A 22,577-nucleotide genomic window follows, 5' to 3' on the forward strand; every position below is an offset into this window, starting at 1 on the left:
ACTTTTCCCCCTGGCTTTCAATATAGTTTTTTATAACCTCCAACGGGGCTCCTCCGGTTGTAAGTAAACAGTAACTCCTTGACCAAAAATGGTCTTTCCAAAGTTTACTTCCTATGGCAGGATACTCTTTTTTCAAAAGTCTTGAACTAGCGCTTTTATAGGCGTTGATAAACTTCGAAAGTTCACTGTTGGGATGCCCTCTGAAAAGAATATGAACATGGTCTTGATCATGATTCCATTCCACTAGTGTGATATTGTAGTTCGGTGCTATATAAGAAAAAATTTCTTTTGCTCGTTCTGAAACTTTCCCATCAAAGACTTTGCGTCGATATTTGCTGACCAATACCAGATGATAATTCATCAGAAACACTGAATGTTTATTGCTATCCAACTGCATGATTCTCACCTCGTTTAGGTATAATCTACTGATCTATTTATACCCATTTTTCAAGCTCAAAACCACCGATTCATCTCCCACCTACGCGCTCACTTTGTGAGTAAGGAAGGCTAAGAGGAGGGAGACTTCTCGGCATTGCGGTTAAACTCAAAGAAAAAAGAGAAGACCTCGGTCTTCTCTTTTTTCTTTTTTTATTGCCGGGATTGTTTGATGCAGAACTCCCATCTCATTATTGTCGTATTCGATTAATCTCTTTATTGGAATTCGGTATGCCCCGGAGATGTTTCGCCTCATATACCAGCTGATCTCGAATACTGCCGTATAAACTCAGGACTTCCCGGTATTCTTCCGTTTCCTGATCGTATCGATTCCCCTGGGGATCTTTCAGATAGCTGTTGGTTATTAAGGGGGCCCGCTGATGAATTCCGGATATGGCCTCCATATGCTGGGGTTTTTCCGTATTGGCTTCTTCAAGAATTAGGGGGCTTAGAAAAGATGCATTTTTCAAGGGTTTTTCCTGTTCTTCATCGGAATAATTCGACCATAGTATATAGGGAACCGTGTGAAGTCTCAGATCGTCCTGAAGTTCTTCCGGTGTTTCCTCTCCTATCAGTCCCAAATCCCGATAAATACTATAATTATCCCCGAGCATGGGCAGATGATCGCTGAAAAACAATAGCAGAGTAGGTTCCTCCCAGTCTCTTAAGAACTCCACTAATCTTTTTAAGGCCTGGTCCGAGTGGTAGGTTCCATCGGTAAAAATTTGTAACATTTCCTCCTCTTGGTCTTCCAGGTCCGTCTCAAAATCTATGACCGGGGGATTTCTTCTTTCGTTATAGGGTCCATGGTTTTGCATGGTAACAGTGAAACTGAAAACCGGTTCCTCCGTAGATTTCAGTTGTTTAATCAGCTCATCGGTTATCACTTCATCGGAAATAAAGGGTCCTAAGGTTTCGGCCCCTTCCAGATCCTCTTTAAACTTGGTTTCCTGGAAACCCAGCCGGGGGTAGACTTCTTCCCGTTCATAATACCAGGAATGGTAAGGATGAAGGGCCTTGGTTTGGTACCCCGCTTCCCGGAAAACAGAAGCCAAAGAGGGCAGTCGATAGTCTATTTCCTCCCGGTACACCATATGCCAGTCATTGGGATAGTTCTTCAAGGTAAGCCCCGTTAGAACTTCAAACTCGGAGTTCGCCGTTCCTCCTCCAAACACCGGAACATAGATATCCCCATGAATACTTTCCTCCTTTAAACTGTCAAAATATGCAATGGGATTTTGCGAGTACTCCACATCCAGTTCCTTCACATCCCAGAAGGATTCGCTCATGATGATAATCACATTCGGGTCTTCTTCCTTGACGGCTTTTTCCCGGTCCCCCTCTTCGGAACTTTCTTCCTCGGAGGCTATTTGCTCTTCGATTTCATCCCAGCCCACGGGTCTTACCACCTCTTGATACCCGATGGATCGGGGAAGGGAATATATGAATCCCAGCTCCCAGGGGCTATGACTTTCTGCATAAATGCCATTTCCGATTACGATCAGTCCGAGACAGAATACAAAGGAGATCCCAACGTGTTTTTTGATTTCCTTAAAAGGAATGGCTCCTAACCATTTTCTCACAAGGAAAAAGGCACCGATAACCACCGGGATTTTAAACAGGGCCAAAAATACCCATCTTATCGTCCAGAATTCCGGCAGCAATACCCAAAGTTCCCGTAATAGGAAAAAATCATTGAGCATAAAGGGCACACTTCTCAAACTGAATTTATTGGCATTGACGATCCCGATAATGACACTGAACATGAGTACAAACCAAACGCTGACATCCAACCGCCGAAATAAAAAGGCAAAAAACAACGTTAACCCCACCAGTACCGCGAGGTTCAATAAAAACATAAAGGGATGGTTGATTAACCAAGTCGCCACGGAGGCGATTTCCGTTCGAAAAAGGTATTCACTAAGTAAAATAGGTAAAATCATAATCAAACTGATCTTCCATAAATATCGATGGGGAGCATTCATGATGGTACACCTCAGTTTCTGTAAGTTTCTTTTGCCTTTTATTCGATTGAAAAATTAAACTGAAATTAAAGTGAAATTAATTTGCATATTTTTTCTTTTATTTTAATTTTATCATCCTTGAGAACTTTTTTCAATCAGCAAGTTTGCTTTGGCCCCCTTCGCAAAGCGCCTTAATAAATGATATACTATAATTAAATATACCTATACGCTTTCCGATTCTGTTATTCCCCCTGAAGGAGGCTTTCTCTAATGAAGAATGAAGCTGTTATATCGCCGAAAAAGAGATATTACTATCATATTGACCACATCGATGATGCCGTGAACCAAAAGAAAATCCATGGAGCGTTTCTGGTCACCCATGTCTCCACCTTAGAGCTTGTGATCGCTTCTACGGAAGATCTTCTGCAAGTAGGAGATATTTACACCTTCCTGTTTCGCTTTGAGCAGGTTCCCTACAATATGATGGGGAAAGTCACTTCTAAAACCCAGCGGGGCGAGCGGATGGAATATATTATGGAACTGATCAACCCCAGCAATGATTACCGGAAAACTATAAAAAATTATTCTTCACAGCAGGAATAATTTATAAAAAGTGTACCAGGGGGTCGGACCCGGTGGTACAAAAAATGAAAAATGTACCACAGGGTCCGACCCCCTGGTACACAAAAGCCGCTAAAGAGTTTTCTTTAGCGGCTTACTTTATTTCCAGTCGTTCATCCACATGGTAATCTTCAAAGGTTCCTGCGGCTGCTTCCAACACCATTTTAGCTCCCTTTACCGGGAAGATAACTTTCCCCGGTTGCAAGGATAGTTCCCGTTTAATAATTACTTTTTCCGCATTCAGAAACAAGACATCGATGGGAAAGTGCATAAAGAAAGTATGTACGCTGTTGCAGGGTTGAATCAACAGGGACTCATGCTTCGGTTCCCGTTGAAACATATAACCCAGAAATCTTCTTTTGAAGGTATCGGCCACATGGACCTCCAGGGTTTTGTTAATGGTAATGTTGATCGTTTTTTCCATCTTACAGACCTCCTGCAAACATTTCCATCATTTGAATCACCACAGGCCCCAGGATGATAATGAAAATTGCGGGAAAGATAAAAAACACCAAGGGAAACAGCATCTTTACCGGGGCCTTCATGGCCTTTTCCCGAACCACCTGTTTACGGTGCTCCCTAAGATTGTCGGACTCGATGCGAAGCACTTTTCCAAGACTTACCCCAAGCTCATCGGCTTGAATAATGGAGGTGATGAACATGGAAAGCTCCTCTACTTCGCAGCGGTTGCTCATGTTTCTTAGAGCCACTTTCCGTTCAATACCCATTCGAATTTCCTTTAAACTTTTCCCGAACTCATCGCAAAGATCCCCCTGAATATTGGATACCACCCGGGCCATGGCGCCGTCAAAGGAAAGACCCGCTTCCACACTGACGGTAATCAGATCTAAGGTATAGGGAAGGTCCCGCAGAATTCGCTCTCGACGGGCGGTCACTTTTCTTGAGAGGAAGAAGTTGAAAAAGACGTTTACAAAAAGAAGCATGAATAAAAACATCAGAAAGGCAGCGATCACATTTTCCGATTCTGTGTAGACCAGGGCTCCTAGAGAGGAGGCCACAATCAGCATCAGCATGCCCTTAATATATAACCACTTTTCCTTGGTTCCGTTTTTCAAAAGCCCGGCGGATTCCAGTTTCCGCTGAAAATTTTCTATGTTTTTAGAGGGGGTGGTCCGTACCATCATCCGGGTAATCCCTTGATAAACGGGCTTAAGCATTCTTTCCATAAAGGACTTGTTTTCCCGATCTTCTTTTCCTTGAACGCCGTCATCCTGGATCTCATGGATCCTTTTTTCGATGTTTAACCGCTTCTTCCCAATGATCAATAGTAATCCGTAAATCATTAAGAATGTGGATAAGAATAAAATAATGACGATCATATATAGCATCCCGAACCCCTCCTATAGATCAATATTGATGATTTTTCGAATAAACATAATCCCCATCAGCTGACTGATTACCGCGCCGCCTACCATTACCAGTCCTAAGGTCTCGGTGAAAAGCGTACTCATATACTCGGGATTTAAGGCGTAAATCGCAATCCCCAGCAAAATCGGAAGCAGGGTTACGATCACCCCTGAGAGTTTTCCCTGAGCGGTTAAGGTCTTCACTTCGTTTCGAATGGCCTGTCTTGAGCGTATGGTCTCGGATATGTTATCCAGGATTTCCGCTAAATTTCCCCCGATATCCTTTTGGATTAAAATCGCATTCATCATAAGGCGAAGGTCTTCGGATTCCATTCTTTCCATTAAGTTTTTCAGGGCTTCCTCCTCGGAGATCCCCAGGCTCATTTCCTTTAAGAGCTTATTAAACTCTTTGGCGAAAGGACCCTTGGTTTCTTTGGTTACCACGGCAATAGACTGTAAAAAGGAGTACCCCGCCTTTAAGGAGTTTACCAGAATATTGATGCCGTCGGTTAGGTAATGATCAAACTCTTTGATCCGAGCCTTTTTCTTACGGTGAATAATAAGCTTCGGAGTATTCCAGATCAAAATCATGATCAAAAGGGTTGCCCCGGGACTTCGCAGGATGACATGAATGAAAAATCCCAAAATTGCGGAGGAGAGGAGCTTGATGATGAAAAGCTCTTCTAAGGTCATGGGAATATCCGCTTTCACCAGTTCCCACTCCGTTGCCTTGGCTTTTTTCCGGTTCCATTGAAAGCTTGGCACCAAACCGGACAGTAGTTTAATCATCCCGGTTTTTTCCTGGCGACTTTTTTCCTTATTCTTTTTTTCCTTCGGCCGGTATTCTAAATTCTTCAATCGATCGATGGGCCGCTCCCGATTAAAAATCATGAAAAGCAGGGCAATGCCAAAGATCCAGGTGGAAAGAAATGTAGTTAGGGTTATCAGGTATAGCATTATTATCACCTTCGGTTTTTATTTTTCTTAAGATAATAAGTCCGTGGGAATATTGATCCCCTGCTCTTTCAATCGTTTAACAAATTTCGGCATGATCCCCGTGGAGACAAACTCTCCCTTCACTTTTCCCTTATTATCCAAACCCTGCTGCTGAAAAACATAGATGTCCTGAAGAATAATCACATCCCCTTCCATTCCCTGGACTTCGGTAATGTGGGTAATCTTTCGGCTGCCGTCCATCAGTCTGGACTGTTGCACGATCAAATCGATGGCCGAGGCCGCTTGATCCCGAATGGCCCGAATGGGAAGATTCATTCCCGACATCAGCACCATGGTCTCAATTCTTGAGAGCATATCCCTTGGGGAGTTGGCATGGCCCGTGGTTAGAGACCCGTCATGACCGGTGTTCATGGCCTGGAGCATGTCCAGAGCCTCCCCGGAACGAACCTCTCCAACGATGATCCGGTCCGGCCGCATACGCAGGGAGTTCTTGACCAAATCCCGAATGGCAATCTCTCCTTTTCCTTCCAGATTCGACGGCCGACTTTCCAGGCGTACCACATGATCCTGGGGGAGCTGAAGCTCCGCCGCATCCTCGATGGTCACAATCCGCTCATCATGGGGAATGAAGTTGGACAGTACGTTTAAGGTGGTGGTTTTTCCGCTCCCGGTACCGCCGGATACTACCACGTTCAGCCGTCCTTCGATACAAATGCGAAGCAGTTCCGCCATTTTCGTATTCAAGGTGGTAAAATTGATCAGGTCATCCACTTTAAAGGGGTCCTCGGCAAACTTCCGTATGGTAATGGAAGGGCCGTCAATGGCCAGGGGAGGAATGATGGCATTTACCCGAGACCCGTTAGGAAGTCTCGCGTCCACCATGGGAGAGCTTTCATCGATCCGTCTTCCGATGGGGGCCACGATTTTTTTGATCACATGGAGGACGTGGTTATCATTTTTAAATTTTGCATCGCTTAGGGTAAGCTTTCCGCTACGCTCCACGTAAACCTTATCGGCGCTGTTTACCATGATTTCCGTAACCTGCTCATCGGCAAGGAGTCCCGTGATCGGTCCGAAACCGATAATCTCATCCAACAGTTCCTCTTTGATCTTTCGCTTTTGATGGGTGGTCATATTTAGAGATTCTTCTTCAATATGTTTATATAAAATGCCGTTAATTTCTTCCTTTAGCTCTTCATTGGAGTCCGCAATATCATTAAAGTCAATGTCCAAATCTTCAATGACCCGGTTTTGAATCTTCATCTTCAGTTCTACGTAGGGGTCTATTTGGGGCTCCTGATTTTTCGGCAGTTTCTTTTCCGCCGGTTTTTCTTCCAATCGTTTAATCAAGGACATTTTTTCACCTCTATTCTAAAATGCCGTTGCACATGGCTTCGATGGCTTTTTCGATTTTCGTTTTTCCCAGTCTTCCTTTGCCCGCAAAGGGTTCTCCCCGGTTTACGGAAAGACTGACGATTTTTTCCTCGTCGGGAATCATGGCGTAAATCCCGTCTTTAAACACCGCCTCCACATCCCCTTTACTGACGCCGAATTTGGTGTTGTATCGATTGATGACCAGTTTTACTTTGTTTTGATCGTAACCCAGGGACTCCATAACATTCAGCCCCAGCTTCGTATTTTTCAACGAGGCGATCTCCATGGTGGACACAAAGAAAATTCGCTCTGCATGGTCCAGAATATATAGGGTATTGTCATCAAAATTAATCCCCGTATCCACAATGATGATGTCATACTTCGGTTTGAGAGTCTTTAGGATTCTTTCAATGCTGGCTTTACTGATATACTCCGCCGCTTCCGGCTTCCCCGGGGCAAAGAGCATATCCAGGTTTTCATTATATTCATAGAGATAGGGCTCGATTTCCTGATGGGTGTTCAGCTGTCCCTCATCCACCAGATCCAAAATTGTTTGCTCGTTGTACTTATTGACTAAAATGGAAATATCGCTGAACTGCAGGTCCAAATCCAGCAGCAGGACTTTTTGATTTTTCTCCTGACTGAGGGTAATGGCACTGTTTAAGGATAAAATAGACTTTCCCACCCCTCCTTTGGAACTGAAGTAGGTCAGGAGCTTTCCTTCCCTTTCCTTTTCTTCCTTAGGCACAATGTTTTTTTGCATTTCCCGGTGCCTCTGATGGGTGGTTTTGATGGTCTCCACCAGTCCCTCATAGTTAAAAGGCTTGATGATAAATTCCTTGGCCCCGTGAAACATGGCTTTTTTCAAGTACTCCGCCTCGCCTTGCACCGACATCATGATTACCGCAACCCCGGGGTACTCCTTGGTAATTTGTTCCGTGGCCTCCAGGCCATTTAGTACCGGCATATTAATGTCCATCAGGACAATATCCGGCTTTACCGTTGGAATCAGGTCCAGGGCTTCCTGACCGTTCCCTGCGGATCCCACCACTTCAAAAGTGTCGGCTTCCAAACTTAAGGTTTTTTTCACCACATTGACGATATCTTCCACATCATCGGCTATTAAAATTTTTATCTTTTCCATATGATCGCCCCTTGCTAGTCTGCTGCCGGTATTTTTAACACCCGTCCGGTAACTATCAAACTTCGGTTTTCAATATCATTAGCTTCTTCAATCAGTTGGTATTTTCTGTGATCTCCGTAAACTTCCCGGGCAATACTAAACAGAGTATCCCCCCGCTTTACCCGGTAATAGCTGTATTCCTCTTCCGGAGAATCTTCCTCTTGACCCGAGTCCCCGGTGTTATCTTCATCCCCGGAATTTTCTTGGTCTTCCTCTTCCTCTTCGCCTTTCTCTTCTTCCGAGTCCGCTTCTTCCGGGCCTTGATCGGTTTCCGCTTTTTCATCCTCTCCCAGGAACACCCCTTTGTGGTTGATGCTTAACTGCTCCCACTGGGCCCCTTCAGTATCAGGCATATCTTCATCCTCTAAGGGACGGAGGGCCACATCGATGCTTCCCACATTTTCCGCCAGTACCATGATCTCCACTTGATCCACGGGCACCGCCAAGGTCAGTAAAAAACCTCCGGGAACTTCTGACCCGTTACTTCCTTCCTCCCGATTCATTTGCTTATCGATGGCCAGGACTTCCAATCGCTGTAAAAACATTTTTGCCATCTCGGGATTAATGGTTTCTTCATCCTCTTCCCTTTCTCCGATATAGACCACTACATCCACAAAGTCCCCGGCTTTAATTAAATGGGCCACCCCCGATCCTCCCGTTACCCCGATGGACAGCGCCCGGTGGTTTTCCGGAATTCGAAGGCTGAGTTCGCTGTGGCTTTCATCCACCAGTTTTTCCCGGTAGAACCCTTCATTTTCCACAATGGTCTCCTTGGAGTACTGTCCCACAATATCTTCCCGTTGATTCATATAGTTTGCAAATAAACTGTTATGCTCCACTTCAATTTCCTTGATCATACTTCCCTCAATCAGAGTTCTTGGAGGGATCGTCTCCGCCGCTACCAACACCCCGACTTTTTCGGTTTCCGCTTGGGGGGCCTCTAAGCTTCTAAGATACATAAACCCCAGGGAAGCGGTGAGTACCGCTAATAAAAAGGCGATTAAAATCAGTTTTTGCTGTGTGCTTTTCATAATTCCACCTCTATCTTGTCAGTTTTGCACCGTAGGTGCCGGTATTGTCTAAGTCCTGATCGATCGTCGCATTGGTGACAAACTCCACAAATCGTCCGGTGATTTCCGTATGGCCTCCCGCATTCGCCACATCCTCTACATAAAACTGGCCAAAGCCTACCACCAATAGTTCGTCTCGACCTTCAGGTTCCACATCATCCACTAGGGGAATCGTCCAAAGCCGTTTGGAATCCCGTTCGAAATTGTCAAAACTGGAACTTTCTTCATTGATATAGTTTCGAATGGCACTGGTGGCCCCGGCCATGTTTCCCGGTTCCGTATCAATGAAGTCTCCTACGGAGATGGTGCCCTCATAGCCGAACAGGGAGTTATCCTTAAACCGGCTGGCCCCGGTCCCTCCCAGGGCCGCGGCTCCATAGTTTCCATGGTATCCGTCTCCGGCCCCGGCTTTTAGGATGACCTCATCCCCGTATTCAAAGGGAAATTTTTCTACGGCAAAGGGTCTCACGCCCTCGCTTACGGAACTGGCCGGTCCGATCACCGCCTTTGTTGCGGCTCCCGTATCACTGCTTAGGATTCCCAGTACCGGTGCAAAGAAATGCTTTACTTCCTTTAACCCTGTAATCTCGATGCTTCGATGATCTTCGCCGATAATAATCTCCGTATCCTCGGTATCCACGTTATTTTTTTCCAAGTATTCCAGGGCCACAGCCTTGGCTTCCTCGGGATGATTGGGCAGTTCCAAGGTTGCTGCCAACACCGCGGAGTCTATGGCGTTTGATAGCTTCGTCCGCTCCGCATAAACCATTCCGATATCCACCACTAAGGCCGTAAAGCCCAGAAGCACCACCATGAAGATGGATAACAGGATCGCCGCACTTCCTTTATTGTCCAGTTTTTTCATATTTTCACCCCTCACTCGATTCGCATGGAGGACTCTCCACTGAGATTCACGTTTCCGCCGAGCAAATTACTGATGAAGGGTACCACCATTTGGTAATCGTAGTTCACCAGTACCCGCAGGGTCTCTCCCGAGGTCCTCGAATTATTTTCCGGTTCAATGGTAATTGCCATCCGTTCCTCTCTAAGACTAGGACTGGTGGAAAGAATCCGCTCCTCCATTTCTTCATCGGTGGCGCCCACAATACCGATCCGCGCCCCTTCCCGGGTGGCGTTTTGCACGGAGAGGTAAGCATTAAACATCATTCCGAACTCCGCAATCCCCATTACCAACAGCAGCAGGATGGGAAGGATCAACGCGAATTCCACCATGGCCTGTCCCTTTTGATTTTTCAGTACCTTCACTTGATCCCTCCTGTTCTTTGATGAAATAAAGGGCCCCTAAGGGCCCCTCTACATCGGCGAAGCTTGTTTATGTATTTTTTGTAGTGTTATGATGTAAGAGCTTATGGCCGATTAAGAAATTCGACTAGACTTTAGAAAACTTTTTATTGAGTATTGATTATTCTTCTCCTCCTGGCAGGTGCTCAATAATGGCATCAAATGTATTTTCAATTCCACCTGAAAGTAATATCAAAGCTCCAACCAGCACCACTGCTACCAATCCGATAATCAATGCATATTCCACCATTCCTTGCCCCTTCTTGTTCCCTAAGTGCATTACTGCTAAATTCATCATTTGCTTTAACATGTTCATTCCTCCTTTGATTTTTTTGCTTTCGCGCTTATAAAGTACTCCTATAATTTCTGTCCGTATGAGCGAAGCTGTTTTTAAGTTACAACCATTATAGTACGGGAGGCGATTTCATATAAGATTCAAATGGTCCTTTTGTGCCGGGGAGAAAGGGCATAAAAAAACAGGGACCATGGTCCCTGGATAATTTCTCCATTCTTATGTATGGATTTCTTATTTTTCCCCGTAAAGCTTTCGGTAATAGCTTTCCACATCGTTTTCAATGGCCAGTATGGTGGCCTGTACCCGGTCCTTAACCCCTAGCTTTCGAAAAATACCGGTGGCGTAGTTTTTCACGGTTTTTTCCGAGATGAATAAATTTTCCCCGATTTCCCGATTTCCCCGGCCCCTTGCAATTTCCCGAAGCACCTCCACTTCCCGGCGACTCAGTGCGTCCAAAAGACTGGACTCCTGATGGTCTTTCGTGGTCATCTGATCAAACAACATGGTGACCAAGGATTTGTCGATGTATTTTTCTCCGTCGTATACAGTACGAATGGCCTCCACAATTTCGGTGCCCGCGGAGTCCTTTAAAACATAACCGTCGGCGCCGATGTCGATGGCTTTTCGGATGGTGGAGTCGAAGCGTTCGATGGTCAGCATGATTACCTTTATTTTCGGATCGCTTTCCTTCAGTTTTTTCAAACTGTCCAAACCGTTGATCACAGGCATGTTTACATCAAGAAGCACCACATCGGCTTCATGGGTGTTCAGACCCTCCAGTAATAGCTTTCCGTTTTCCACTTCTCGAATAATTTTAATGTCCTCTTCCAGTCCGATAATGGTTCTGAGCCCTTGGCGAATCAGGTCATGATCATCGGCGATAATTATTTTAATTTCCTTCACTCTCATCCCGAATCACTCCTCGATTAATCGGTAATTTTACGGTATATACGGTACCCTGGCCCAGGGTGGATTCGATATTTACGGTGCCCTGGAGCTGATCCACCCGGTCATAGATGCCGATCAGTCCATAGGAGGTTTCACTGCTTTTTACACGGTCTAAGGTTTCCTCCACATCAAAACCCACACCGTCATCGGATATCACCAGTCGTAAATACTTTGTGCCGTAATCCAGCTTCACTTCCGCCTTCTTTGCTTTGGCATGCTTGATCATATTGTTAAAGACTTCCTGGACGATCCGGTACACCGCCACTTGGATGATATGCTCCACCTCTTCGTTCAGGGGCTTTAACTTCAGGTTAATATGGATTCCCGACTGGAGTATGATGGACTTGACCGCTTCCTTAATGGTTTCATTCAATCCTAAATCCTCCAGGGACATGGGACTCAGGTTAAAAATAATCCCCCGTACTTCCTTTAAGGCGAGGGCAATGCTCTCCTTTAACTCCCCCAGCTCTTCCAGACCGGAGTCCAAATCCCGCTGTAGCATCACTTTGCAGACATCCACCTTCATGGAGGCGTTGGCCATGTACTGAGCGGGACCGTCGTGGACGTCTCTGGCAATCCGCTTTCGTTCATTTTCCTGGGCCTCCAGGATTTTAATCCCCACAAACATCTCCGAGGTCTGGTCCACATCCCCTAAGGCGGCGATCACATCCCCCTCTAGATAGCCCAGGGCAATACTGATTTGATTGATGACCCGCTCAGCGCTTTCGATATTTTGGCTGGATTTTTTCAGGGCCAGCTCCAGGTCGTTCCGTCGTTTTTTCAGTTCTTTTTCTTTATTTTGTTTGATTACATAATCAATCCGGGTTTGGGAAGCCGCTTCATAGGCGGCTTTGATATCCCCTTCGCTATGCTTGTGAAAATCTCTGGAAACCCGGGCAAGTTTCTTTCGCATCAGCTTGTCTTTCTTTTCCAGATCGTCCACCTCTTGAATGACCTCTTTGGTTTCCTTTTGTAGACTCAGCAAATCATTTTTCAGTTTTTCCTGTTCGCTTCGAATATTCTGTACGATTTCCAGTATGTAATTTCGACTGTTCCCCATTTCACTGGTGATTTTTTTTATGATTTTGTTGATGGATTGAAAATCTAAATTGGTTGGGTTCATAATTTTTCTCCTATCCATAGGGATTCCTCGAAAAAGGGGGGGTTCCCAAAACCTTCATCGATGTTTCTCTATAGAGTATATTATACCCATGGAATATTCCAATTACCATGGGAAATTAGACATAGGGGGTTTACAAAATAAGGATCAGCCCTTAGAGCTGATCCGTTTTTACCTGTTCTTGCTTACTTCGCCCGATCTTCCCTTCTGGGAGGCCGGGGACCAAAGTACTGATAAAGGTCGGTTTTGATTCGACCGTTATAAAGCTTTCGCTTTTTATCCGCTTTTTTGCCGTAATGCTTTTCAAAGTCTTCCTTGGAGGTAATGATGTACTTGGACCAGGAAGAAAAGTTTTCAAAGGTTCTGCCCATCTTCTTGTACAGCCTTTCCACCTCCGCTTTGTGGGAAAGCCGCTCCCCATAAGGGGGGTTGGTGATGATGCAGCCGTACTCAAAGCGGGAGCTGATCTCCCCTACATCTCTTTTTTGAACGTGGATATCCTCTTCTAAGAAGGCTTCGTCAATATGGTGTCTTGCCAGACTTAAGGCTTCTTCGTCCACATCGGAGCCCTGGATCCGAAGTTTTCGGTCCTTTTTCTCCAAGTCATGGGCCTCCCTACGCCCTTGATTCCAGAGAGCTTTTTCAAGGGTGGTCCATTCCTCTGCGGCAAAGTTACGGTAAATTCCCGGAGCAATGTTTTTGCCGATCAGTCCCGCTTCAATGAGGATCGTTCCGGAACCGCACATAGGGTCAATCAGGGCCCGGTCATGATCCCAAAAGCTTAACTGAATGATGGCCGCCGCTAAGGTTTCCTTAATCGGCGCCGGACTGGTAAGACTTCTATACCCCCGTTTATGCAGTCCGGGACCGCTGGTATCAATGGTTAAGGTAGCCTCATCCTTTAACAGGGCCACCTCAATTTTATACATTCCCTGCTTTTCTTCAAACCAACTGAGCTTATAATCCTTTTTCAAACTTTCCACCACGGCTTTTTTCACGATGGCCTGACAGTCGGGTACACTGAATAGCTTGGAGTTAATGGACTTTCCCGTTACGGGAAATTCTCCGTCCTTGGGGATCCACTGACTCCAGTCCAGGGCCTTGGTTTTTTCAAAGAGCTCATCAAAGGTGGTGGCCTTAAAGGATCCGATTTTGAGGAGCACCCGATCCGCACTGCGAAGCCACAGATTGGCCCGTACGATGCCTAAGGGATCCGCTTCAAAGATCACCCTGCCGTTTTCCACGGTCACCTTTTCATAGCCCAAAGCCTTGACTTCCCTTGCCACAATGGCCTCTAAGCCGAAGGCTGCGGTTGCGATTAATTGTATCTTATCCACAAAATTTCCTACTTTCCTGTGCCCCGGGATAGAATCGACCCAGGGCTTTTTATCTTTTTCTTCGATTGACGTTTCTTTCATTATGCGTTTCTTTATGCGTTTCTTTATGCGTTTCTTTCATTAGACGTTACTCCAACTGACTTTGCTGTAGCGGCTCTCCTAAGCTACTTACTTGAAAATGGCATCAATTTCATTAAAGAGATGCTTATTCTCCTCTAACTTATGCTCATTCCCCACGACGCAGAGATAATCCTTTGCCATCACATCCCGGATCAGATCCGCCTGGGCTCTGAGATCCTCCACGGTGGTGGTCACGATTTCCTCCCGCTCTTTTTCCAAATCCTCCTGGGTGATGTTACAGAAATAATGGGTTGCCGCCTTTTCTCCCTTAGCGGAGGGAGTCATGGGGGCGTCCACTTTACTGATGGTTCCAAGAATATACTTGGTCATCTCCCGCTCATCGGCTTCGAAGTCTCGAACATAGGCCTCGGCCTTATTATAGGTATCAATGGTTTTATTAAGATGAGGGTCCCGGTAGGAGGTAAAGAACATATTCCCGTTTCTGCTGAAGTTGGTCATGGCCCCGTAGGCCCCGCCTTCAATCCGGATTTTATTCCATAGATAATTTAAGCTGATGATGGTTTTTAACACCTGTAAATGGCCGGTATATTCGTAGCCCAGCTCCTTAAAGTTATAGCCCTTGGCCACATACTGGACCTTAGAAGAGGTGGCGATGCCGATGTTGTTTTGTTTCAGCGGGAAATGATAGTCCACAAGCTTCGGTGCTTCGTCGGTTAAGTGCTCTTCTAAAACCTTGGAGTTTTTCTCAAAGGCCTGATAGTCTTCACCGTCTCCCGTTACAACAAAAATACCGTTTTGCTTATTAAAGGTCAGCGCCTTTACTCTTTGCAGTTTTTGTTGCAGGTCTTCAAATCGCTGTTCAAAGTCTTCGTCCAATGCTGCGATGAATTTATAGAAGGTGATGCCCGAGCACTGCTCCATAAACATTTCCGCCTCGGAATAGTGGGCGCCTAAATGTCTAACCGCCACCATATGCCCTTCCGATTGAATCACCATTTCCAGGCGGGACTTCATTTCCTTGATAATGTCCCGAATCCGCTTTTTATTCTCGAAGGTGGTGTTTTCCATAATCTCTCCCATAAGTTCAAACAGCCGTCGGCTTTTATCCCGAAGGGCGGAGCCCTGGACAATCATCTTCGGATAATACTGTCCTTCCTTTTTCCGGTCCACGAAGTTCTCCACTCGAAAGCCGATGCCCCCGGTGTAGATTTCCATTTCATTGGAAATATCTTCATAGCCGTAGTGCTTTGTGGCCACTCTTCCCAAAAGCTTTGCTAAAAGCGCCGCATAGGGGATCAATTCCTGAGGCACTACCCTTAGGTCAAAGGCAATGTCCGTATAGAGTATTTTATTCGTATAGTGCTCGGCATACAACACCTTCATATCAAGATTACTTCGAATTTCCCGGGGCAGTTTTTCTGTTCGCTTTCGAATATCCTCCCTGGAGAGCTGGGGAATCGATTCCAGGTCTTCCTTGGAATCCGGGGCCGCCTGTTTTTCCTTCAGGGTTTTGGTCTCCTGCACCAGGGCGTCCAGTTCCTCCTCGCTTAACTGCTCTTTATAACTTCTCAGCTCTTTTTTAACCTCTTCATCCCGCTTTTGAATCATACCCTTTTCCGGTACTAAGGTCAGGATTACCTGATGGTTGTTGTTGAGAAGATATTTTTCGATCATCTTTTCGAAATAGTCCGTGGTCAGGGCTTTTCGTATGGTTTTAAACACCTTGTCGTACTGAAGATGTACCGAGGGATGTTCATCGTAGAGCCAGGTGTCCATGGTCTTAATTCCATAGATCAGCCCCTTGGGGTATCGCCCGTAATCCGCTTCCCGCAGCTCAAACTCTGCGGCATTAATGGCCCCTTCGATTAGTTTTTTATCGATGCCTTCCTCTATAATCTTTTCCAAGCTTCCATAGACCACGTTTAGAAATCGATCTTCCTCCTCGGGATTGGCTCCCTTCACAATGACCGAGAAATTATGCTGCAACAAACTCTCATCATAGGAGCTTAACACATCCTCCCCGATCTCCGCATCCAGCAGGGCTTTTTTCAGCGGCGCTGCGGGAGATTCCAACAAAATATGGTTGAGGATATCAAAGGCCAGGTAAAACTCCGGATCCCTCGAGTCGCCCACGGCATAGTTCACACTTAAGTAGGTTTTATTTTTCTCATTCTCCTGATCGGAAATCGGGTAAGGCTCCGTAACCCGACGGGGACTGTTAAAGGGCGGGTGTATGGAAATTGCCGAGTCCATTTCCTTTCCTTCGAAATCCTTCAGGTACTCCTCATTAATGAACTGTAGATGCTCCTCTATGTCTCCGTTGCCGTAGATATAAATATAGGCATTGGAGGGATGGTAAAATTTTCGATGGTAATCCAAAAAGTCTTCATAGGTCAGCTCGGGAATCACATCCGGGTCCCCTCCGGATTCGTTGCCGTAAATGTTATCGGGAAACAAATGCTCCTGAATTTTTCGAAATAAAATCTGATCCGGGGAAGAAAAAGCCCCTTTCATTTCGTTGTAGACCACGCCGTTGTATTTAATGTCATCGGAAGGGTTTTCCAATTCATGATACCAGCCTTCCTGTCGAAGGATGTCGGGATCTTCGTAGATATTCGGATAAAACACCGCATCCAAATAAACATCCATCAGGTTTTTAAAATCCTGAGGGTTTTGACTGGCAATGGGATACATGGTTTTATCGGAAAAGGTCATGGCATTTAAAAAAGTATTTAACGATCCCTTAGCAAGTTCGATAAAGGGATCCTTAGCTTTGAATTTCCTTGAACCGCACAGTACGGCGTGTTCTAAGATATGAGGCAACCCGGTGCTGTCTGTGGGCGGGGTCCGAAAACTGATGGAAAACACCTTGTTATCATCGTCGTTGGCTAAGTAATAAAGCTTCGCCCCACTGTTTTTATGCACAAATAAATAACCGTCGGAGTTGATCTCCTCTACGGCTCCTTTTTCCTGCAACTGAAATCCATGCAGTATCTGTCCTTCTTCTAGCTTCATATTTTCATCCGCTCCCTTCTAGTGATGGTTCTTCCTTCTTATCCTTGATTTTCTCCCCCCATTATATCATTCTTTTCCCTTCTTATCCAGAGGGGACAGGGATGACAGCGGGACGGAGTTTCTGTCATCCTACTTTTTAATTAAGGGTTCAATCGCCGTGGAGGACAGTACCTCTGCCCCGTTGTTATTCGGTGACAGCACCTTCACTGAGGAGGTCACTTCATATTGCAAGAAGATCTCCTGCATTCTTTTGCCTAAGCCCTCCCCCTCTTCTTCACTTTCAACAATGGCCATAACCGTGGGTCCCGCACCGCTTAGGGCCACAGGATACCGTTCTCTGCGAAGGGTCTTTAAAATCTCCTTCAGCCCCGGTACCAACTCCCTCCGGTAGGGTTCATGAATACGGTCATCCATTACCTTTCCCAAAAGACTGATGTCCTCCTTTAAAAAGCCCTCCATGACCAAACTGATCCTTCCAAGATTAAAAGCGGCGTCCTTAAAGGGAATGTTTTTGGGTAGTGCCGATCGGGATTTATCAGTGGTTAATTGAAAATCCGGAATTACTACCACGTAGCGCCACTGGGGATTCACTTTCGTTTTGCTCCAAAGAATTTCCCCATCCTCCAATTGAGTACTGACCAGCAGCCCTCCGAATAGGGCGGGGAGAATATTGTCAGGATGCCCTTCGATTTCCGTCATGATTTTTAACAGCTCCCCATGGGAAAGAGGACTGCCCAGTAGGTAGTTCGCCCCGAGAGCGCCGCCCACCAAGGCCGAAGAGGAGCTCCCAAGCCCCCTGGCCGGCGGGATGTTGTTTGTCAAGGTAATATGAAGGGTTTTAAAATCCTCTTTCTTAAATATGTTCTTTTGATATTCCTTTCTTTTATTACGTCTCTCCTGAAATCCTTTCTTTTCATAAGCCTTTTTAACCACCGCTTGAATGCATTGATAAACGATATTCCCTTGATCTTTGGAGATGTCTTCTCTCCCCTCGCCCATGATCTCAATCTTAAATTCCTTGCTTTTTTCAAGGGATACATAGTTGTATAAATTCAGTGCCAAGCCTAAACAGTCGAAACCGGGGCCCAGATTGGCGGTGGTTGCGGGAATCTTTACAATAACCATCACTTCACTCCTTTATCCTTCATTGAAGAAGACCGATGTCCTAGGGACCGAGGGTTTACGCTGGACAAATTGACTCGCATTCAAAATCTTTTTTTAGCAAAGAAAAAATAAATACGTTTCGAAAGTCTTTTTCACCATAGTGGTACTGATACTGCCTTAAATACCCTTCATTTGTAAAGTCCAGCTTTTCCAATAATTCAATGGAGGCGATATTTTCCGGATGAACAAAGGACTGAATACGATGAAGACCCAGCTGATAAAATGCGAAGGATGCAATCAGTTTTAAACTCTCGGTCATAATTCCCACGTTCCAATGTCGCTTCGATAAATCGTAACTCAGGGTTGCCATGGACCCCATGGAAAAATCCGATAAATAACAGGTTCCGATCAGACGGTCCTCTCCCTTGAAGGTAATCCCCCAGGGAAGGATCTCTTCTTTTTCGTATCGCCCCTGCATCTTTTCAATTAGTTTTCTCGCTTCTTCTTCCCTATCAAGACTGTTGATATTCATATATTGGGTTACCTCCTCATCGGAGTAATATTTATAAAGATCCTTTCCATCCTCGCTTTTGATCCCTCTTAGCACCAGTCTTTTTGACTCCAGCACGGGAAATTCCTGGAAATATTTCGCTGTATCCATTTCAGCCCCTCCTTTTTACTCTCCATATTCCTTTTTACTTTCCATATTCCAACAACCGATGGGTCTTTCGACGTCACCCATTGTTTCAGATACCCTTTTGCCGCTTCCCTTTCCTTACTATAAAATTCGTTTTAAAATCTCTTTTTCTGTGGCCGGTACCACCTCGGGCTTTTCTTTGATGGTGGAAATCGCATAGTTCGGGTCTTTCAATCCGTTCCCCGTATTCACGCAAACCACGGTATCCTCTTGGGTAAGGCCCAGTTTTTTATAGTTTTTCAACAGCCCCGCCACGGAAGCGGCGGAGGCCGGTTCCACAAAAACCCCTTCCTGCCTTGCTAAGAGATGATAGGCTTCGGTTATTTCTTCATCGCTTACACTGTCAATCATGCCCTGGGATTCTCTTAAGGCCTCTTTCGCCTTCTCCCAGCTGGCGGGGTTTCCGATCCGTATGGCGGTGGCGATGGTCTCGGGGTGCTCGACGGCTTCATCCTGCACAATAGGACTGGCCCCTTCCGCTTGAAACCCCAGCATTCTTGGTTTTTTATCCGTCAAACCCTGCCGGTAGTATTCTTTAAACCCTTGCCAGTAGGCGGTGATATTACCCGCATTCCCCACGGGGATGGCTAAATAATCAGGGGCTTTTTCCAGTTGGTCGCATACCTCAAAGGCCGCGGTCTTCTGTCCCTGGATACGGTAAGGATTGATACTGTTTACCAGGGTAATGGGATGTTTTTTTGAGATGCTTTTGACGATTTCCAAGGCCTTATCAAAGTTCCCTTCAATACTGATCACCGTTGCCCCATGCATGTAGGCCTGGGCCAGCTTTCCCTGGGCAATTTTCCCCTCGGGAATCAGGACGATACATTTCAGTCCGCTTCTTGCGGCATAGGCCGCAGCGGAGGCCGAGGTGTTTCCCGTGGAGGCGCAGATAATGGCCTCCGAGCCCTCTTCCATGGCCTTAGCCACCGCCATCACCATGCCCCGGTCCTTAAAAGATCCCGTAGGATTCATCCCTTCATATTTCAAATATACCTTCGCTCCCACTCTTTTGGAAATTTCCCCGGCATAGATCAAGGGGGTGTTTCCTTCCTGCAAGGACACCATCGGAGTGTTTTCCGTTATGGGTAATTCCTTTTTATATTGTTCCAACAGTCCCAAATACATTTCCATCTGCTCCCTTCCCATGCTTCTACTTTACTTGTAGAAGGATTCCACATTATGTTTCCTGAAGCTTTTTCACAATTTTTTTCAGCATATTCTCGCTTACGGCACCGATATAACTTACGGGTTTATAGGGGTTTTCAATTTCATAGCCTTTGGGATGCTGTTCTTCAGGGTAGGCTATAAACTCCCCTCCCAGCTCTCTTAAAATGACTCCCGCTGCGGCATAATCCCATAAGAATAACTTGCCGGAAATATAACCCTCCAGCTCCCCCTTGGCCACCTTTGTTATGGTCAGTGAGGCCACACCATAGTTCCGGTGTCCTCTGATCACATCCACCAGGGGTTTTACGTCCAGTCCATGCTTTTTCTGAAAGCCCTTGGCCGCGGAAAAACTTATTTCCAAAATGGAATTATTCAACTTTTCATAGGTTTTTTTCCGGGTAAAGGGCCGGTCATTAACCCACACCCCCTGGTTTTTTACCCCCACCATCATCTCATCCTTCATCACGTCGTATACAATTCCCGCATAGGGTTCTTGATCCACATACAGGGCTACGGAAATGGCAAAATCCATTCCCAGGTTTACAAAATTAGTGGTCCCGTCAATGGGGTCGATCACCCAGGTGAATTTTTTAAAACCCTGTTCCTTCGGATCCCCCTCCTCCGCAATGAAACCGTGGCCGGGAAACCGTTTATGGATCTGTTCGATAATAAATCTCTCGGTTTTGTGATCATATTCCGTAACAATATCCATGATGTTCCGGTCCTTGCGCTGGAAGTTCAAGTCTTTCTTCGCACCCGCTCTTAGGGGCTCTCCCGCCTTTTTCACGACTTCCACCCCGTGCACCAGCATTTTATCGATATTTTCCATAGAATTTCCTCCTTACTGATTCCTATTGCTCCCTAGTGATAAGGATACCCGATTATCGGTACTCCCTATCAAGTTCTTGCTATCTATCAATTTTTTGCTACCTATCAATATTTTGCTATCTATCCCTTTCCTGCTATAAGTTACAGCTCCACTTTTTTCTCGTATAAATAGGTGGTGGCCAAAAAGAAAAGTACTGAAGTCCCCACCGTAAAGAAGATACCGAAAAGAAGCTCCGGGGTCCCCATAAAGGTCATGCTTCCTGTCATCTGTGCTCCGGGATCGCCTAAATACATCACCCGGGATCCTTGTTCAAAGTCCACCACGGAATCTACCAGTCTTGTGGCTTGGCCAAGGAGGACATTGCTCAAAATAAATACCACGAAGGTGATCAAGCCCGACAGCTTTGTAAACATTCTTCCCACCACGGAACTGAAAAACACAATGACAATCAAGCTTGCAAAACTGATAAAACCATATCCCGCCATCTTAAAAATTTCCGCTATGTTTGAGGATAACAATCCCCCGCTGTCCATGGCTAAAAAATTAAAAATCTGTTGAACATCTTCCAACTCCAAAATCATATACACCGCCCCCAGGGTAAGGCCGAAACTGATGCTCCCCACAATAAAGGCTTGGGTTAGTATGGCTAAGAGCTTAGAGAAGAAAATGGTATTGCCCCCGATGGGTAGGGGCATAATCATATGAAGGGTGTTGTCTTTCCACTCCGAGGATACCAGACTGAAGGATCGGATAAATACCAAAAACAGGGCGCCGAAGACCACCATGGAACTAAGAACCCCATAGCCGCTTGCCCCCAGGGTACTCTCCGTGGTTACCACCTGATAATAAACAAAAGCATTGATGCCCAGAACGAAGGCCAGCATAAAAATGCTTTCCGTCCTTAGGTTCATCACGTCTTTTTTATACATCGCCCATAATCTGCTGCTAGAATTCTTTTCCATCACCGTATACCTCCTTCATCAGCTCTACCAGGGAAAGATTTTTTTCTGCCCGGAGGGCTTCCACCTCTCCCTGCAATACGATTTTTCCCTGCTTTAAAAACACCGCATCATCAATGACGTGTTCAATTTCTTTGATTTCATGGGTGGTGATCACAATGGACTGCTCTCCCTCCCGGTAATCCTTAATCATGGTTTCGATAATTTTTTCCCGGGTGAAGATGTCGATTCCCGACAAGGGTTCATCCAGCAAAATAATATCCGCTCTTCTTGAAAAGGCCAGAAGAAGCTTGGCCTTTGCCCGCTGTCCTTTGGAAATCTTTTTAATCCCCATATTCTCATCCAGTTCCAAAAATCCCAACAGCTCCTCGTACAAAATTTCATCCCAGTCCTCATAGAAGGTTTTGACAAAGTTTTTCGCATCCTTTATTTTCATCCAGGGATAAAAATGATCGATTTCCGGCAAGTAGGCTATCCGTTTTTTCACCTCTTGGGTTATGGGTTCTTGGTCAATTAAAACCTCCCCGGAGCTGGGCTTATTCAAATCCGTAATTAATTTAATCATTGTGGTCTTGCCGGAGCCGTTGGGTCCCAGGAGTCCCGTAATTTTTCCTTTTCCGATATCTAGGCTGATATCATCCAGGGCCCGGGTTTTTCCGTATTTTTTCGTTACATTGTTAAACTGAATCATATAAAGCACTCCCTTCTTCCTTGAAATATTTTTCTGTTGTCATGCGGTTTTTTCTTTC

General features: G+C 45.7%; 22 protein-coding genes. 1 reads left to right on the forward strand and 21 read right to left on the reverse strand.

From position 1 onward, the window contains the following. A partial coding sequence (gene tnpA, locus ISALK_RS05465; protein WP_160719970.1) for an IS200/IS605 family transposase occupies positions 1–397 on the reverse strand: 397 nt, incomplete at its 3' end. A gap of 229 nt (positions 398–626) precedes the next feature. Continuing rightward, on the reverse strand, positions 627–2,420 hold the full coding sequence (locus ISALK_RS05470; RefSeq protein ID WP_160719972.1) for an LTA synthase family protein: 1,794 nt from the start codon (positions 2,418–2,420) through the stop codon (positions 627–629). A 249-nt stretch (positions 2,421–2,669) separates the two neighbouring features. On the opposite strand from ISALK_RS05470, the gene ISALK_RS05475 reads away from it, so the two are divergent. Further along, entirely contained in the window at positions 2,670–3,002 is a 333-nt protein-coding gene (locus ISALK_RS05475; RefSeq protein ID WP_160719974.1) for a hypothetical protein, read from the forward strand. A 112-nt stretch (positions 3,003–3,114) separates the two neighbouring features. On the opposite strand, the gene ISALK_RS05480 is transcribed toward ISALK_RS05475, so the two are convergent. The 19 genes from ISALK_RS05480 to ISALK_RS05570 all read right to left on the reverse strand — a co-directional run bounded on the left by ISALK_RS05480 (position 3,115) and on the right by ISALK_RS05570 (position 22,519). Continuing rightward, positions 3,115–3,444, reverse strand: coding sequence for a DUF192 domain-containing protein (locus ISALK_RS05480; RefSeq protein WP_160719976.1), 330 nt, complete (start codon positions 3,442–3,444; stop codon positions 3,115–3,117). Between the two features lies 1 nt (position 3,445). After that, complete coding sequence (locus tag ISALK_RS05485) at positions 3,446–4,369, reverse strand: type II secretion system F family protein (RefSeq protein WP_160719978.1); 924 nt, start codon at positions 4,367–4,369, stop codon at positions 3,446–3,448. 12 nt (positions 4,370–4,381) lie between these two features. Continuing rightward, positions 4,382–5,344, reverse strand: coding sequence for a type II secretion system F family protein (locus tag ISALK_RS05490; RefSeq protein ID WP_160719980.1), 963 nt, complete (start codon positions 5,342–5,344; stop codon positions 4,382–4,384). 27 nt (positions 5,345–5,371) lie between these two features. After that, positions 5,372–6,700 (reverse strand): TadA family conjugal transfer-associated ATPase, encoded by a 1,329-nt coding sequence (locus ISALK_RS05495; protein ID WP_160719982.1) that lies wholly within the window; start codon positions 6,698–6,700, stop codon positions 5,372–5,374. A 10-nt stretch (positions 6,701–6,710) separates the two neighbouring features. Beyond that, positions 6,711–7,862, reverse strand: a complete 1,152-nt coding sequence (locus tag ISALK_RS05500) for a CpaE/TadZ family protein (protein WP_160719984.1) — start codon at positions 7,860–7,862, stop codon at positions 6,711–6,713. 14 nt (positions 7,863–7,876) lie between these two features. Further along, entirely contained in the window at positions 7,877–8,932 is a 1,056-nt protein-coding gene (gene cpaB, locus ISALK_RS05505; protein ID WP_160719986.1) for a Flp pilus assembly protein CpaB, read from the reverse strand. Between the two features lie 10 nt (positions 8,933–8,942). Next, positions 8,943–9,836 carry a TadE/TadG family type IV pilus assembly protein gene (locus ISALK_RS05510; protein ID WP_160719988.1) on the reverse strand — a complete coding sequence of 298 codons (894 nt, stop codon included), beginning with the start codon at positions 9,834–9,836 and terminating at the stop codon, positions 8,943–8,945. Positions 9,837–9,847: 11 nt separating this feature from the next. After that, entirely contained in the window at positions 9,848–10,237 is a 390-nt protein-coding gene (locus tag ISALK_RS05515) for a TadE/TadG family type IV pilus assembly protein (protein WP_371723585.1), read from the reverse strand. A gap of 157 nt (positions 10,238–10,394) precedes the next feature. Further along, the gene (locus ISALK_RS05520) at positions 10,395–10,583 is read right to left on the reverse strand and encodes a Flp family type IVb pilin (protein WP_236660277.1); all 189 of its coding nucleotides are present in this window, start codon (positions 10,581–10,583) and stop codon (positions 10,395–10,397) included. A gap of 216 nt (positions 10,584–10,799) precedes the next feature. After that, positions 10,800–11,477 carry a response regulator gene (locus ISALK_RS05525; RefSeq protein WP_160719992.1) on the reverse strand — a complete coding sequence of 226 codons (678 nt, stop codon included), beginning with the start codon at positions 11,475–11,477 and terminating at the stop codon, positions 10,800–10,802. Next, a complete protein-coding gene (locus ISALK_RS05530) occupies positions 11,458–12,639 on the reverse strand; it encodes a sensor histidine kinase (RefSeq protein ID WP_160719994.1) in 1,182 nt (393 codons plus the stop codon). Before ISALK_RS05530 ends, ISALK_RS05525 begins: the two co-directional genes overlap by 20 nt. Positions 12,640–12,821: 182 nt before the next feature. After that, a complete protein-coding gene (locus ISALK_RS05535) occupies positions 12,822–13,973 on the reverse strand; it encodes a THUMP domain-containing class I SAM-dependent RNA methyltransferase (RefSeq protein WP_160719996.1) in 1,152 nt (383 codons plus the stop codon). Between the two features lie 168 nt (positions 13,974–14,141). Beyond that, complete coding sequence (locus tag ISALK_RS05540) at positions 14,142–17,069, reverse strand: insulinase family protein (protein ID WP_160719997.1); 2,928 nt, start codon at positions 17,067–17,069, stop codon at positions 14,142–14,144. Between the two features lie 129 nt (positions 17,070–17,198). Continuing rightward, the gene (gene thrB, locus ISALK_RS05545) at positions 17,199–18,194 is read right to left on the reverse strand and encodes a homoserine kinase (protein WP_160719998.1); all 996 of its coding nucleotides are present in this window, start codon (positions 18,192–18,194) and stop codon (positions 17,199–17,201) included. A 55-nt stretch (positions 18,195–18,249) separates the two neighbouring features. Further along, positions 18,250–18,834: a GNAT family N-acetyltransferase gene (locus tag ISALK_RS05550; protein ID WP_160719999.1), complete on the reverse strand. Its 585-nt coding sequence runs from the start codon at positions 18,832–18,834 to the stop codon at positions 18,250–18,252. Between the two features lie 117 nt (positions 18,835–18,951). Continuing rightward, on the reverse strand, positions 18,952–20,004 hold the full coding sequence (thrC, locus tag ISALK_RS05555) for a threonine synthase (protein WP_371723589.1): 1,053 nt from the start codon (positions 20,002–20,004) through the stop codon (positions 18,952–18,954). 46 nt (positions 20,005–20,050) lie between these two features. Then, the gene (locus ISALK_RS05560; protein WP_160720000.1) at positions 20,051–20,869 is read right to left on the reverse strand and encodes an inositol monophosphatase family protein; all 819 of its coding nucleotides are present in this window, start codon (positions 20,867–20,869) and stop codon (positions 20,051–20,053) included. 140 nt (positions 20,870–21,009) lie between these two features. Then, a complete protein-coding gene (locus tag ISALK_RS05565; RefSeq protein WP_160720001.1) occupies positions 21,010–21,831 on the reverse strand; it encodes a hypothetical protein in 822 nt (273 codons plus the stop codon). Continuing rightward, entirely contained in the window at positions 21,815–22,519 is a 705-nt protein-coding gene (locus tag ISALK_RS05570) for an ABC transporter ATP-binding protein (protein WP_160720002.1), read from the reverse strand. Before ISALK_RS05570 ends, ISALK_RS05565 begins: the two co-directional genes overlap by 17 nt. Positions 22,520–22,577 lie beyond the last annotated feature (58 nt).

This window comes from Isachenkonia alkalipeptolytica (genome assembly GCF_009910325.1).
GTDB lineage: Bacteria > Bacillota > Clostridia > Peptostreptococcales > T1SED10-28 > Isachenkonia > Isachenkonia alkalipeptolytica.

What these genes read in the sequence shown, in the direction of transcription:
- ISALK_RS05470 (WP_160719972.1), bottom strand. Translation starts at nt 2,420, where the DNA reads ATGAATGCTCCCCATCGATATTTATGGAAGATCAGTTTGATTATGATT.
- ISALK_RS05475 (WP_160719974.1), top strand. Translation starts at nt 2,670, where the DNA reads ATGAAGAATGAAGCTGTTATATCGCCGAAAAAGAGATATTACTATCAT.
- ISALK_RS05480 (WP_160719976.1), bottom strand. Translation starts at nt 3,444, where the DNA reads ATGGAAAAAACGATCAACATTACCATTAACAAAACCCTGGAGGTCCAT.
- ISALK_RS05485 (WP_160719978.1), bottom strand. Translation starts at nt 4,369, where the DNA reads ATGCTATATATGATCGTCATTATTTTATTCTTATCCACATTCTTAATG.
- ISALK_RS05490 (WP_160719980.1), bottom strand. Translation starts at nt 5,344, where the DNA reads ATGCTATACCTGATAACCCTAACTACATTTCTTTCCACCTGGATCTTT.
- ISALK_RS05495 (WP_160719982.1), bottom strand. Translation starts at nt 6,700, where the DNA reads ATGTCCTTGATTAAACGATTGGAAGAAAAACCGGCGGAAAAGAAACTG.
- ISALK_RS05500 (WP_160719984.1), bottom strand. Translation starts at nt 7,862, where the DNA reads ATGGAAAAGATAAAAATTTTAATAGCCGATGATGTGGAAGATATCGTC.
- cpaB (WP_160719986.1), bottom strand. Translation starts at nt 8,932, where the DNA reads ATGAAAAGCACACAGCAAAAACTGATTTTAATCGCCTTTTTATTAGCG.
- ISALK_RS05510 (WP_160719988.1), bottom strand. Translation starts at nt 9,836, where the DNA reads ATGAAAAAACTGGACAATAAAGGAAGTGCGGCGATCCTGTTATCCATC.
- ISALK_RS05520 (WP_236660277.1), bottom strand. Translation starts at nt 10,583, where the DNA reads ATGTTAAAGCAAATGATGAATTTAGCAGTAATGCACTTAGGGAACAAG.
- ISALK_RS05525 (WP_160719992.1), bottom strand. Translation starts at nt 11,477, where the DNA reads ATGAGAGTGAAGGAAATTAAAATAATTATCGCCGATGATCATGACCTG.
- ISALK_RS05530 (WP_160719994.1), bottom strand. Translation starts at nt 12,639, where the DNA reads ATGAACCCAACCAATTTAGATTTTCAATCCATCAACAAAATCATAAAA.
- ISALK_RS05540 (WP_160719997.1), bottom strand. Translation starts at nt 17,069, where the DNA reads ATGAAGCTAGAAGAAGGACAGATACTGCATGGATTTCAGTTGCAGGAA.
- thrB (WP_160719998.1), bottom strand. Translation starts at nt 18,194, where the DNA reads ATGGTTATTGTAAAGATTCCCGCAACCACCGCCAATCTGGGCCCCGGT.
- ISALK_RS05550 (WP_160719999.1), bottom strand. Translation starts at nt 18,834, where the DNA reads ATGGATACAGCGAAATATTTCCAGGAATTTCCCGTGCTGGAGTCAAAA.
- thrC (WP_371723589.1), bottom strand. Translation starts at nt 20,004, where the DNA reads ATGGAAATGTATTTGGGACTGTTGGAACAATATAAAAAGGAATTACCC.
- ISALK_RS05560 (WP_160720000.1), bottom strand. Translation starts at nt 20,869, where the DNA reads ATGGAAAATATCGATAAAATGCTGGTGCACGGGGTGGAAGTCGTGAAA.
- ISALK_RS05565 (WP_160720001.1), bottom strand. Translation starts at nt 21,831, where the DNA reads ATGGAAAAGAATTCTAGCAGCAGATTATGGGCGATGTATAAAAAAGAC.
- ISALK_RS05570 (WP_160720002.1), bottom strand. Translation starts at nt 22,519, where the DNA reads ATGATTCAGTTTAACAATGTAACGAAAAAATACGGAAAAACCCGGGCC.